The sequence below is a fragment of the Pseudoalteromonas atlantica genome, from assembly GCA_007988745.1.
GTDB classification, from domain to species: domain Bacteria; phylum Pseudomonadota; class Gammaproteobacteria; order Enterobacterales; family Alteromonadaceae; genus Pseudoalteromonas; species Pseudoalteromonas atlantica.
Genome location: BJUT01000076.1, coordinates 1 through 13,257, shown reverse-complemented (window position 1 = coordinate 13,257; position 13,257 = coordinate 1). Strand labels below are relative to the sequence as shown.

Genomic DNA, 13,257 nt, shown 5'->3' with positions numbered 1-13,257 from the left:
GCTAGTGCCGCACTTACTGATGGTATTTAAACCACTCAAACACACCAACCCCGCGAGGGTTATCGTCTTGAGCGGGGCAGGATTCTACAATAATCTAATGTGTTTGCAAGTGTTTTTTACAAATTAAAGAATTTTTCTCTATACACCTTTAATTCCATAATAGAATCTTTAATGTCATCGAGAGCTAAATGAGAGCCTTTTTTATTTACCTGTTCTAGTACCTCAGGCTTCCAACGTCGGGCAAGCTCTTTAATTGTGCTTACATCTAAATTTCGATAATGAAAAAAGTCTTCAAGCTCGCGCATATACTTATTCATAAAGCGTCTGTCTTGACCTATTGAGTTACCACACATAGGTGATTTACCCGCAGGAACCCACTGCTTTAAAAAATTAAGCGTTTGTTCAACCGCATAAGCCTCATCGTATGTACTGGCTTTACAACGGGCAGTCAAACCTGATTTCCCATGCTGTGTAGTACACCATTCGTCCATGCCATCTAACAACTCATCACTTTGGTGAATAGCTATAGTAGGCCCTTCCGCGAGTATATTTAAATCGGCATCAGTTACTACTGTTGCAATTTCGAGTATTTTATCTGTGGCCGGCTCAAGTCCAGTCATTTCCAGATCAAGCCAAATTAAATTAGATTCATTAATAGTCATAGTAACCTTAAACAGTGCTTTTCTTTAGATCCAACGCATTTCGATATATCATATTAGCATCAACCGTCGAGCTAAAGCTTTTTTATACGCAAAGCCGACATTTAAACCAAGGTTATAGGCCAAAAGTGGCAAAACAGAAAAAATTAAGTAAAGGCCAATCTCGCAGGATCAAGGCTAATCATCAAAAGCGCTTAAATAATGCCGATACAAAATTGGCAAAAGGTGGCGCACAAGAGTGGCAAACAGATAATTTGGGCGCAACCGAAAACGCCGTCGTGATCAGCCGTTTTGGCCAACACGCCGATGTAGAAACACAAGAAGGTGACGTATTACGCTGTAATATTCGCCGTACCGTTACTAACTTAGTGTGTGGTGATGAAGTACTATTTCGCCGCGCAAAAGTAAGTGAAGGCGACTTAGCAGGCGTTATTGAAGCAACACAAGAGCGCCGCTCTCAGCTTACTCGTCCCGACTTTTACGATGGCGTAAAAGTAATCGCTGCAAATATTGACCAAATTTTAATGGTCTCAGCGGTACTGCCAGAGTTTACGCCCAGTATTATCGACCGTTACTTAATTGCCTGTGAAGACATGGGTATAGAACCTATTTTAGTACTTAATAAAATCGATTTAATCGACGACGAAGGCCTAAATGAAATTCAAAAAGTACTCGATATTTATCGAGGCCTTGGTTATCAGGTACTGCTTGTAAGTAGTGTAACCGGCGAAGGCATAGATGATTTAAAAAACGTACTGGTTGATAAAAATAATATTTTTGTTGGTCAAAGTGGCGTAGGTAAATCAACCTTAGTTAACACTGTGCTTCCTGATGCCGAAATATTAACTAAAGAAGTATCAGAAAACAGTGGCTTAGGGCAACATACCACCACTGTATCGCGCTTACATCACCTACCAAGTGGTGGTAACCTAATTGACTCACCGGGAATACGTGAGTTTGGTTTATGGCACTTAGATGTTGAACGGGTAACCTGGTGCTTTAAAGAATTTAGAGAGTTTATAGGTGGATGTCGTTTTAGAGACTGTAAGCATTTAAACGACCCAGGCTGTATAATTCAACAAGCGGTAGCCGATGGCGATATTTCGCAATTGCGATTCGACAGCTACCACCGTATTTTAGAAACAATGGCCGATGGCCGTGCTGGTGCACGCGCACCTCGCGTTTAATTTAGGAAACAATCTGTGAGTTTAGACAAATTTAAAATTGCAATGCAGTATGCAATGCCAAAGCACTTTATTTCACGCGTAGTAGGTAAATTAGCAGCAGCAAAAGCCGGTGCTTTAACTACAACGCTTATTAAACTATTTATTAAACAATATAAAGTAGACATGAACGAGGCTTTGTATGAAGACCCAGCGCAGTACAAAACATTTAATGAGTTTTTTACTCGCCCATTAAAAGATGGTGTGCGTCCAATGGCGCAAGGCGAGAACGTAATTACTCACCCTGTTGATGGTGCTATTAGCCAACTGGGCGACATTGTTGATGGGCAGCTAATACAAGCAAAAGGTCATGACTACAGTCTACAAGCACTATTAGGTGGCTCTGAAGATGATACAACACCATTTTTAGGCGGAAAATTTGCTACCATTTATTTAGCGCCAAAAGACTACCACCGTATTCATATGCCTATAGACGGCACACTAAGTAAAATGATTTACGTACCGGGCGACTTATTTTCGGTAAACCCGCTTACAGCGCGCAATGTCCCTAATTTATTTGCTCGTAACGAACGTGTAGTGGCTATTTTTGAAACCGAAATTGGCCCACTTGCTATGGTACTAGTAGGCGCAACCATTGTAGCCAGCATAGAGACCGTTTGGGCAGGCACAGTAACACCACCCGCCGGTAGCGATGTGTTTAGCTGGAACTACCCAACTAAAGGCGAAAACGCCATTACCCTTAAAAAAGGTGAAGAAATGGGCCGCTTTAAACTAGGCTCAACAGTGGTACTAGCATGGGGTGCAGATAAAGCAGACATTTTAGACGACCAACTGCCTGAAACAGTAACACGTTTAAACACCGCATTTGCAACAATTAAAGAAAGTGAAGAGCTGTAAGCCCTCTGAATAAAGACGTTTTATCACATTGCTCTGTTCTCGTAGTTCACGGTTTTGAGTTCAGAGCAATGTTAATCTATAAGCTAAGTTTGATTTCGCTGCACCTGATGATAATTTAAAACGGTTTAAATACAATCATTACTAAATTACGCTTAGCTCTGTAGCAGCTTCAACAATACAGTCAGCTTACGCTTATCAAGTTCACCCATTTGCTCACTATTACTGAGCGCAAAAATAACCCCTTCGTGTTCGGCGCAATTTATATCATCTCGCGATTCAACCACATTTGCCCATAGCTCTAAATCATCTATCTCTATTTCGTGGTTTACACAACGTGTTAACACGTCAATCAATACCGGCTTTGTGAGTGTATAACCGGGAGCACTTTCCTCTGCTGGGGTAGAAATAATAACGCTAATAGCATCATCTCTTTGCTCACCAAAGGTAATAAATTCGGCCAATGCTTTTTGTATATTCATAATATTTGTTATTCTTGCTGCTCTACTGCTGATAAGACTTAAAATGACGAGATTAAACTGCTCACAATGCCACACTGCGCTTATTTGTAATGTAAACGATATAAACGCATGCTGGTGTAACCAATTACCTGCTATTTTACCGCTTGAAGAGTCAGCAACAAGCTGTTTATGCCCGCAATGTACGCTTAATAAAATAAACGCTTATTTAGCGCATATTTATACTCAGCCAATCAAAGCACAAATTGAGTTTGCTAAAAAGTTTAGAGGTACTGACAATTTAATTGAAGGGCTAGACTACACCATGCAAAATGGCTACATGGTGTTTAGTAAATGGTTTTTTTTAAAGCGAGGAACATGCTGTAAAAATGGCTGTAAAAATTGTCCTTACAGCTAAATCACAACATGTTGATATACAATACGCGGTTAAATAAGTTCGTTGGGCACATTGTTGCTGTATTGTGCAAATTTATCCGCCCCTTTAAAACGTAACTCAATTGCTTTGATATGCTCTTCTTCGGCGTGTTTCCAAACGCCCGGCACACTATACACATGCTTTAAATAGCAAAAAAACTTATCGCGTAGCTGCGGATTAAACTGCCATCCTTGAGCTACATCTGCTACTTGGGCAGCTAAGCCCTCACGAGTATCAGCATGCTTAACTAAGCCTTCTATATTATAACAAGCCTGCCCTACAGTAATTACGCGCTTATTTAGTAACAGTGCTTCTAAACCGACCGTAGAGTTGATAGTGATCACCGCTTCTGCGCATTCAATAAGTTCACAGGTTTTATTGCCGTTTGCAAATAGTGCAATTGGGTCTTTATCGTATAAATGGGTGTAATGCTTGTGCCACGACGGGTGTTCTTTAAAAACGACCTTTAAACTAGGGTCGTTCAATGCTTTCACTGCGCTAACAACTTCATCGTATAGCATTTCCATTGAGTCAATCCATGGCGAAAAGCTCGCTAATTGCGTATCATGAGGCACTTGAAAAGGCACAAATATGTAGCGTTCAGGTATATTTTCAGCTGCAAAATCACAGCGTTTTTTATGGTTTTCTCGTGGGACAAGCGCCGGTGCATCAAAGTTTAAGGCATTATTTGCATTAAAATTTAAATAAAAATCAGGATCTCGACTTAGCGACGCATTAAAGTTAATCCCTTGAGGGTCTAAACTGGTGGTACCCGGAAGCAAACCATTTTCATAATAAAATTGCTTAATACCCAGTGCCTTGGCAGCCATAGCAACGGTAGTATTAGGCAGTTTATTACCATTCCATATCACCATTACATCAGGGTTAACTTCAGTTAATAAAGCTAAATATTTTGCGTAACGCAAACGCTCAAAAAAGCGCAGCCCCACTTTGTAAACCGCCGATACTAAAGCATTGTTCCAAAGGTTATTACGGGCGCGCTTACGTTTTAGTTGTGCATTAATAACATCGTTAAAATCAACTTTAAACGCTTTACTTAAATAGTGTATAGCTGAAAGCTTTGGCGCCCCCATAACATGCAGTTGGCAATCCATACTCAGCTTTTTGATTATTTTTTTATAGTACTTTGCGTGTACATTTTTGCGGGATATAAATAGGTAAGACATACAAGCTGTGCGCGCCAATTATTGTTTATAGGAATAATACTAAGTGGACACTATTACAAAAGTAAGGTTCACTGCTACGAGTAAATAATTTACAGATGTTACCTAAATTCTTATTATTTTACTACGCAGCGGTGCCATCCTAGATAGAATCTCATTTTGTATGCTATGGCTAATATTTTGCTCTTCCATCGCATTTACAAGTAAGTCCACCACATGGTTAAAATCTTTCTCAGTTATGTGCATTCCAGTATGAATATCTACCATAGAGTCACCTTTATACTTGCATGGGCCATCAACTAGCATACACATATGCATAATAAAGCCTTCTCTAAAGTGGCTTATGTCGCTGTGTTCAAAATAATGCAGTACTTGTTCATCATTACCTATTTGGTAAATAAAACTGTCTACAATACGCGTAAGCCCCGCTCGGCCATCAAGCTGTTGATAAAGCGATAAATTTGTTGAGCTTGCGCACCCTGCTAGGGCACTTAAACACAACCATAAAATGACAACGTTTTTCATTACCAATACCCTGTTACCGATAAGTACCACCCTGTTTGATCGCTCGCACCTGCAATGCTACCTAAATCTAAGTATGCAGCGGTGACACTCACGTGTTTGTTTGGCATCCAAGCAACAAATAAATCTTTCCAGTCTTGTTCACCCAAATTAAGGTTATTAGACTTTTGCCTATACTCTATACCTACGGCAACACTTCGGCTCAAAAACACAGCGGTGCTGCCTTCAAATAAAATTTTTGCATCATCATTTGCCCCACCATAACCAAGCAAACCGAGTTGATTAGCCTCACTGTAGCGAGTTGTGACGTTCCAAAACCAGTTAAGCCCCCCTACAGCGCCTAAGTGGAGTTTACTAGCTGCGAGGTAGTAATCAGTGCCACTAGTATCTTGTGCACCTACTAGGGTCGCAACAGCGCCATCATCAAGAGATTTATGCTGTATACCAACACTCAATTGCGGCCAGTCACTGTAAACTATGTCGCCATATAAACGAATTTTAGCGCCCGTGATAGATTGCTCTATTTCGGTATCAAGTGCAGGCACGTCAAAACGTTGTTGAGCGTAGCTAAGTTCCACACGATTAAATAGGTTAACTTGTGCTCCACATACATCTAAAGTGTAGTCTGTTACATCTGCACGGCTACAAAAGCCATTCACAGAGAACTCGTCTTCGCTGGCGTAACCTGCAAGTTGTGCCCAAGGCACAATACCGCCGCCCCCGCTGCCTTCTATTTGCGAAACCCCGGGGGTCGCTAATAACTTACCATCGCTTGCTAAACCAGAAAAACTCGAGCTAAGTAATAACCCAAGTAATAAACACTTAACTTTTTTCATAATATTCCTTTAGCCACTGTTCTAATAGTTCTGCTTTTAAAGGCCTACTTAGGTAGTAACCCTGAGCATGGTCACAATGCATAAGTTTAAGTAAGTCTAACGAATCTCTGTTTTCAACGCCCTCTGCAACAACGCTAAAGCCTAGTTGATGCCCTAAGGTAATTGACGACTGCACTATGTATTGATCCTTGCGCGACTCATCTAACTTTAAAATAAAGCACTTATCTAACTTTAGCTCATCAATAGGCAGCATTTTTAATCTCCCCAGTGATGCTTGCCCTACGCCATAATCATCCAATGAAATTTTTACACCAATGGCTTTTAAGTTTTGTAATGCTTTTATGCCTTTTTCTTCATTTTCAATCATGTCGCGCTCAGTTAATTCAACAGTAATGAGGGTTGGATCAACATTGTATTTTTTTAGAGTACGCACTAACGCTGAATGAAAACTCGGTGAGGCAATATCTTGTGCTGACACATTAATTGCTGCCTGCATTTCAATCCCTTTAGCCTGCCAATCAGCCACCTGAGAAACCACCGTGTTAACAACCCATGATGTAAGCTCAACAATAAGCCCCGATTGCTCGGCTAAATCAATAAACAGTTCTGGGTTTACCCAGCCGCCATCTTTACGTTGCCAGCGGATCAGTGATTCGACTTTATTTATTTTTTGTGTGTGTAAATGCAGTTTAGGCTGATAGGTCATAAATAATTGCCCATCATCATCGCTAATGGCTTGTTTAAGCTCATCTAACATTTTAAGACGATCTAAATGCGCTTCGTCTTCACCATTTTGGTAATAATGAATACTGTCTTGGCTATCTGTTGCATTGTCTACGGCAATAAGTACGCGGCGCATTAAATCATCGCTGGCAAGGCCTTGCATAGGATACTCTACAACCCCAGCGCTAAAGCGTAAGTTAATTTTTAACGTTTTAATGGTATAACACGCTAATAGCTGTGCCATTAAACCAACTATACCGCTTTTTTTCTCTCTGGCAGCGGCACTTGGAAACACAGTTAAAAACTCATCGCCACCAATACGCGCATGAAAGCCGCCAAGCTCGTCTGAAAAGCCACTAATTCGATTGGCAACCGCTTTTAAACATTCATCGCCTACGCGTGGACCAAGCTTATCGTTTATATGCCGTAAACCTTTTATATCAATAGCAACCAGGGTGTATTGTGTAGAGGGAGTCAGCTCATCATCGAGCACTTCAAGCATAGCCGAGCGGTTATAAAAGCCTGTAAGCGAGTCATGGCGTGCCTGAAAACTAATTTTTTGTTCACGCTCGTTAATATCGTTACCCATGTTATCAAAGGCGTTAGCAAGGGTTGCTATTTCGGTACTTTGTTTAGATGCATTAAATTCAAACGCGTAATTACCTTGTGCAAACTGCCTAGCAATAACTGCAAGCTGAGAGAGTGGAGTTGTTAAGTTATTTGCCAGTAAACTACTGGTAATAACCCCCACCAGCATAGTTAAAATGGCCATAATAATTAGCGTAAACAATAAGTTTTCAAAATCGTTATAGCTTTGCGTTAAATCAGCACTGAGCAAAATTGTTACCGCATCCCCTTGTAGGGAGGGCAACATAATATCTTGGTTTTTATATACAGGATAATCACCAAACAAACGCGTTGTTGTGGTGGTGTTAAAGTAGTTTTTAGGTGAAAAAAACTCTGGGCGATTAAGCAACGAGCTTCTTACTAAGTTATCCTGCTCAGCAATAAAGCTGACATCCATTCCGGTTAGGTTTTTAAGTTCTAGGGCGACTTCGTCATCAATTTTAAAACCCACTAAGCTGTATGCAACGGTTCTAGGCGCCCTTACAGGTAGTAAAATAACTTGATATAACTGATTATTAAGAACAACAAAGCTCGATTGCTCTGGCGAAGTTAATAACTCATCCAGTAACGGCTTTAAATTTTGAGGGTACAAATCTGCATTAGTATTGGCTGAAATTAATTTACCTGATAAATCAATTAGTAGCATAAGCTCTGCATCAATACGCTGGCTGTGATTAAACAACACACTACTTATGGTGCCTGCATCGCGAGTGGCAACCGCTTGCTTAAAGCCAAAGTCGGCAGTAAGTACTTTAGCAGCAGTAAGCAGTAGGCTTTCTTTTGAGCTCAGATATTGCTTATATACATTTTGCGCTACGCTAATATCTTGGTTTACTTTTTCTTCTTGAAATTTACTTGTAGACCACCAAAAGCTAACAATGCTCACCATAGTGGTCAGTAAAACTAAGCCTACACATAAAACAATAATGCGGTTTTTTAAACTGTTAGTCATTACCGCCCTTAAACTTACTACCAAAAGTATTTCGCGGTGCTGGGGTGGAGGTATTAATTTTAATTAGTAACTCATTGTTATTCTTTATTGTTATCATTTTTTTATTTTCCAACGGTGCAGTTTGTAGCGCATGCCACACACTCAGCGTAGCCGGTAACGGCGTTATGTCTAAGGATAACTTACCCGTATTATTAGTTTTATAAACGTGCTCACTATTGGCTACATAAATATAGCCAACCATAGAGTCATGAATATTACAGCCTAGTACAACAACACCTTGTTGATTAAAAGTCACAGGCTCTTTAGGTTGGCCTGAATAGAGTTTTAGCTGAAAGGGCTTAGCCTGAGAAAAAGAGTAAACATGATGGCGGATATTATCGCTGTTAGGAAAGTTAACCTGCTGGCCTTTTTGCACCACCAGTAAATCAGGCAAAAACGCTTTATGTACTTGGTCCATTACCGCAACGGGTAACGTAGTGCGCTCTGACTTTGCCGCCTTATAAAGCTCAACGACTGCGTCTTTTAGTGGCTGACCATGCTGGTCTTGAATTACTAAATCAATATTTGCGCCCAGTACGCCTTGGCTAAAAAATAAAGTAGCGGCGAGTAAATAACCTCTTTTATTAAAAACTTGCTGCACTTGCCTAAACATATCAACACCTAAAAGTTAATCTTAGGTTAAGTTAATTAGAGACCAGCACTAATTGCAAGGAATATAGCCCAGTAACTAAAAATAAAGACTGGGCTTTGTTTATTTTAATGCTTTAGTTGTACTATTTTACAATAAGGCCGTAATCAGTATCTAAAATATTAATTACTTCTTGGCGAGGATCTTCTGGAATTACAATCTCTTTGCCAATGATTTTACTGGCAATGCCTACATAAGTGTTAGACACCTCAAGCATGACCGATTCTGGTAAAATAAAGTCTTTAGCAAGCTGCTCACGTTCATCCATTCGGTCTTTATTTAACAGCACGTCACTTTCTGGCACAGTAGAAATTAATAACTGGCGGAACCCTTCTTTAGAGTTTTCGATTATTTTACCATCGCGGTAAGCCGCGCCATCCCATATGCGCGAAGAATCTGGGGTGCCTACTTCATCAATATAAATAAGCTGTTGGTTACCGTCTAAATCCTCTACATAACCAAACTCAAATTTTGTATCTACAAATATTTGATCAAGCTTTGCCAGCTCTTCACTAATTAGCTTAAAGCCCTCAACCAATAGCTTTTCGTATTTAGTCACATCCTCTGCCGATTTAAAATTAAATACGTCTAAATTAGACGTGATATTAGCGCGCGTAATATTCACATCATCAACAGGTGGAATATCAGCCACGCCTTCGATAATACCTTTTGTAGAAGGGGTTATTAGTACGTTTTCAAGCTTTTGGTTTGCCGTTAAGCCCTGAGGTAAATCTATGCCACAAAAGTTGCGAACCCCTTTACTGTAATCACGCCACATGCTGCCGGTTATATATTGGCGCGCAATCGCTTCTACTTTTACGGTACTTGCTTTGCGCACAATCCATACATAAGGATGTGGAATATCAACAATGTGGTTACCCGCAAGGCCAGCTTTATCAAATAACTTAAACCAATGAGATGCAACAGAGTTAAGCGCAATACCTTTTCCCGGCACGCCGTTTAAGCCATTTTCGCCTTGCCAAATACAATCAAAAGCAGAAATACGGTCTGAAATAACCATAATTGCCAGCTCAGTTCCTTGCGGAACTTTATAGTTTTTTTCTTTAATGAGGCGTGCGCTGTCTTCATCTGTTAGCCAATAAACCGAACGAACTTTACCGCTGTGTACGGCACCTTTAGTGCGAATGGGTAAGTCATCGTTTACGTCTAAAACTTTATAGCTAGTCATGCTATCTCCGGGGTTAGGGATGCTCATAGAGCAAAGTATGGTATGGGGTTATAAGCGCTATATAATAAATCAGCCTACCCTAAAGCTCAATCAGCACTGAAAACTAAATAACCTGAATCTGGTTAAGTGACTTACTAGGGCGTGTTGTAATATGCTGATATTTAAATTTACTTTCTCTAGCCAAAGATTTTCAATGAAAGCAAGGCGAATTTACGCGTCAATAGCTGGCCTATTGCAAGTAAACTCAACGCAGTTAGCGCTGAAAATAGCTGCTAGAAATAGGTTTATTACCCAGAGCTCAGGTTAAATAACCACGCAATATTTATATGGCTGTAATAATGCGGTAAACTTAGCGTGCTAACTAGAGGAGTAACGCTTGGACTACCTAACTGCGACCGCAAATAAAAAATACCTAATGTATATTTCGCAAAATTATTCATACGCTATTTTAAGGCCGCTTCAGGCGCAAATTTTAGCCCATGGTGGAGAAGTTCGGTGGTTTTTAGCGGGTAATGAAGTAAACCCCGACTTTTTAGATGATGATGAGCAGCAACTTCACTCTATAAAAGATGTACATACTTGGAAACCCGACGCAACTTTCGCCCCAGCTAACCTAATACCTACATTCATCCCTGGGATAAAAGTAGCTGTATTTCATGGTTTTGATGCTCATAAAAGAGATACAAATGGTGAAAAAGGGCATTTTGCAATCAGAGGATGCTTTGACCTGTATTGTACGCAAGGTCCAAATACCACCAGGCGGTTTGCAAAATCAGCCATAAAGCATGGCCACTTCAAAGTAGCTGAAACTGGCTGGCCAACTCTAGATCCCTTATTTACCGCACAAGCTGACAACCCATATGCAAGCAATGATGCACGCCCGACATTACTTATTTGTTCCACTTTTTCACATAGGCTCACACTTGCACCTAGGCTTTATGAGCAAATTAAGCACTATAGTAAGCAAGGGAAATGGCGAATATTGGTGCAATTTCATCCTAAAATGCCACAGGAGTGGGTAGATAAATACAAAGCCTTAAGTAATGAAAACTTAACTTTTGTAGAAACCGACAATGTACTGCCTTTACTTAAAGCTGCAGATGTTATGCTGTGCGACACCTCTTCTGTCTTGCAAATGTTCTTATTACAAAATAAACCGGTAGTAACGTATAGAACGAGGCAGCCTTTCCCGCATTTATTAGATGTTACGCAAGCTTCAGAAGTAGAAAAAAATATTGATTACGCCCTTACATACCCACAGGAGCTAATGGCAGCAATTAGCAACTACTCTAAAGAGCTTCATCCTTATACCGATGGGCAATCTAGCCTGCGTGTACTTAATGCGACAAATGAATTTTTGCATAGCGATAATAATTTGAAACCTAAACCTCTAAACCTTATTAGGCAATTTAAAATGAGAAAAATGTTAAATTATTGGGGTTGGTAACACCACACTGTATGATTGAGCTTGATAATGTAACCTTTAAATGGCATAAAAATGATGCCAAGCCTACGCTAAATATCCCAACCCTTAGAATTGATAAAGGCGAGCATATTTTTTTACATGGTCCCAGCGGCGTCGGTAAATCAACCCTGCTTGCGCTACTGGCAGGTATAAACACACCAAGTAGTGGCAACATACGTATTTTAAATTGTGATTTAAATACACTTAGCAATACGCAAAGAGATGTATTTAGAGCAGAGAATATTGGCTATATTTTTCAAAACTTTAATTTATTACCGTATTTAACACCCATTGAGAATGTCACGCTTGGTTGTGAATTTTCAAAAAGCAGAAAACAAAAAGCCTTACAGCAAACAACAGAGCCCAAGCCAAGCTTACAAAAAGAAGCGATACGCTTATTAACAGCATTAGGCTTAAGTGAGTCTTATCATAGTAAAGATGTTGCCTCGCTCAGCATTGGTCAGCAACAGCGGGTTGCCGCCGCTCGCGCATTTATTGGCAGCCCAGAGCTTATAATTGCTGATGAGCCTACCTCGGCACTCGATACCGCAAATAGAGAAAGCTTTATAAAGCTGTTATTCGAACAGGCTAAGCGCGCCAACAGTACGTTAGTTTTTGTAAGCCATGACAAAACATTAAAACCGCTATTTAATCGTGCAATTAGCCTAGTTAGCTTGCAGGAGCAGTTATGATCCTGACTAAGTTAGCTTATAAAAGTTTGCTAAATCGCCGAGCAAGTGTACTGCTCACATTGTTTACCATTGCTATTAGCGTGATGCTTTTACTAAGTATTGAGCGAATTCGCGTGGATGCAAAAACCAGCTTTAGTAATACCATCTCTGGGACAGACCTAATTGTAGGCGCCCGCACCGGCGATATTCAATTACTGCTTTCCTCTGTATTTAGAATAGGTTACGCAAATAATGGGGTGAGCTGGCAAAGTTACCAGTACATCGCAGCTCAGCGTGGTGTTAAATGGAGCATTCCTATTAGTTTAGGCGACAGCCACAAAGGCCAAGCTGTACTAGGTACAAGCCGCGATTACTTTACCCACTATCGCTTTGGTAAAAAACAAACGTTAAGTTTTCAACAAGGCCACGCGTTTGAGCATTTAAACCAGGTGGTACTTGGCAGCGATGTAGCGAGCCGTTTAGGGTATACACTAGGTGATAACATAGTAATCTCACACGGGATGGGTAATACGAGCTTTCATCATCATAAAGACAACCCGTTTACTGTTATCGGTATTTTAAACGCCACTGGCACGCCAGTAGATAAAACCTTACACATACCTCTAGCAGCTATTGATTTAATACATGGTGGTTCACACTCTGCGAATAATGACGACGATGAGCACGATGAGCACGATGAGCACGATGAGCACGATGAGCACGATGAGCACGATGAGCACGATGAGCACGATGAGCACGATGAGCACGA

General features: G+C 40.5%; 14 protein-coding genes. 6 read left to right on the top strand and 8 right to left on the bottom strand.

Features of this window, described 5'->3' with window-relative positions:
- Positions 1-116 precede the first annotated feature (116 nt).
- On the bottom strand, positions 117-662 hold the full coding sequence (gene orn / locus PAT01_RS18820; protein ID WP_004589057.1) for an oligoribonuclease: 546 nt from the start codon (positions 660-662) through the stop codon (positions 117-119).
- 125 nt (positions 663-787) lie between these two features.
- Between orn and rsgA the strand changes: the two genes are divergently transcribed.
- Together rsgA and asd are read left to right on the top strand one after the other, a co-directional pair.
- Complete coding sequence (rsgA, locus tag PAT01_RS18815) at positions 788-1,846, top strand: small ribosomal subunit biogenesis GTPase RsgA (protein WP_004589056.1); 1,059 nt, start codon at positions 788-790, stop codon at positions 1,844-1,846.
- Positions 1,847-1,861: 15 nt separating this feature from the next.
- Complete coding sequence (gene asd, locus PAT01_RS18810) at positions 1,862-2,740, top strand: archaetidylserine decarboxylase (protein WP_186807311.1); 879 nt, start codon at positions 1,862-1,864, stop codon at positions 2,738-2,740.
- Between the two features lie 152 nt (positions 2,741-2,892).
- Here asd and PAT01_RS18805 read toward each other — a convergent pair whose 3' ends face one another.
- Positions 2,893-3,219, bottom strand: coding sequence for a hypothetical protein (locus PAT01_RS18805; protein WP_096041164.1), 327 nt, complete (start codon positions 3,217-3,219; stop codon positions 2,893-2,895).
- Between the two features lie 43 nt (positions 3,220-3,262).
- Here PAT01_RS18805 and PAT01_RS18800 point away from each other — a divergent pair, with 43 nt between their 5' ends.
- Positions 3,263-3,613, top strand: a complete 351-nt coding sequence (locus tag PAT01_RS18800; protein WP_004589076.1) for a DUF5522 domain-containing protein — start codon at positions 3,263-3,265, stop codon at positions 3,611-3,613.
- Between the two features lie 29 nt (positions 3,614-3,642).
- Here PAT01_RS18800 and PAT01_RS18795 read toward each other — a convergent pair whose 3' ends face one another.
- The 6 genes from PAT01_RS18795 to PAT01_RS18770 form a co-directional block, all read right to left on the bottom strand.
- On the bottom strand, positions 3,643-4,746 hold the full coding sequence (locus PAT01_RS18795) for a capsular polysaccharide export protein, LipB/KpsS family (protein WP_096739093.1): 1,104 nt from the start codon (positions 4,744-4,746) through the stop codon (positions 3,643-3,645).
- Between the two features lie 174 nt (positions 4,747-4,920).
- The gene (locus PAT01_RS18790; protein WP_029773274.1) at positions 4,921-5,340 is read right to left on the bottom strand and encodes a group I truncated hemoglobin; all 420 of its coding nucleotides are present in this window, start codon (positions 5,338-5,340) and stop codon (positions 4,921-4,923) included.
- A complete protein-coding gene (locus tag PAT01_RS18785; RefSeq protein ID WP_029773273.1) occupies positions 5,340-6,173 on the bottom strand; it encodes a DUF3034 family protein in 834 nt (277 codons plus the stop codon). Before PAT01_RS18785 ends, PAT01_RS18790 begins: the two co-directional genes overlap by 1 nt.
- Positions 6,160-8,475 (bottom strand): bifunctional diguanylate cyclase/phosphodiesterase, encoded by a 2,316-nt coding sequence (locus PAT01_RS18780; RefSeq protein ID WP_154945993.1) that lies wholly within the window; start codon positions 8,473-8,475, stop codon positions 6,160-6,162. The genes PAT01_RS18785 and PAT01_RS18780 overlap by 14 nt, the downstream gene beginning before the upstream one ends.
- Positions 8,468-9,127, bottom strand: coding sequence for a methylamine utilization protein (locus PAT01_RS18775; protein ID WP_154945992.1), 660 nt, complete (start codon positions 9,125-9,127; stop codon positions 8,468-8,470). The genes PAT01_RS18780 and PAT01_RS18775 overlap by 8 nt, the downstream gene beginning before the upstream one ends.
- A gap of 121 nt (positions 9,128-9,248) precedes the next feature.
- Positions 9,249-10,352, bottom strand: coding sequence for a phosphoribosylaminoimidazolesuccinocarboxamide synthase (locus PAT01_RS18770; protein ID WP_154945991.1), 1,104 nt, complete (start codon positions 10,350-10,352; stop codon positions 9,249-9,251).
- A gap of 376 nt (positions 10,353-10,728) precedes the next feature.
- On the opposite strand from PAT01_RS18770, the gene PAT01_RS18765 reads away from it, so the two are divergent.
- The 3 genes from PAT01_RS18765 to PAT01_RS18755 all read left to right on the top strand — a co-directional run.
- Positions 10,729-11,799, top strand: coding sequence for a CDP-glycerol glycerophosphotransferase family protein (locus PAT01_RS18765; RefSeq protein WP_186807310.1), 1,071 nt, complete (start codon positions 10,729-10,731; stop codon positions 11,797-11,799).
- A gap of 11 nt (positions 11,800-11,810) precedes the next feature.
- Positions 11,811-12,509, top strand: a complete 699-nt coding sequence (locus tag PAT01_RS18760) for an ABC transporter ATP-binding protein (protein ID WP_154945990.1) — start codon at positions 11,811-11,813, stop codon at positions 12,507-12,509.
- On the top strand, positions 12,506-13,257 hold a 752-nt coding region (locus PAT01_RS18755; RefSeq protein ID WP_154945989.1), incomplete at its 3' end, for an ABC transporter permease. The genes PAT01_RS18760 and PAT01_RS18755, both read left to right, overlap by 4 nt.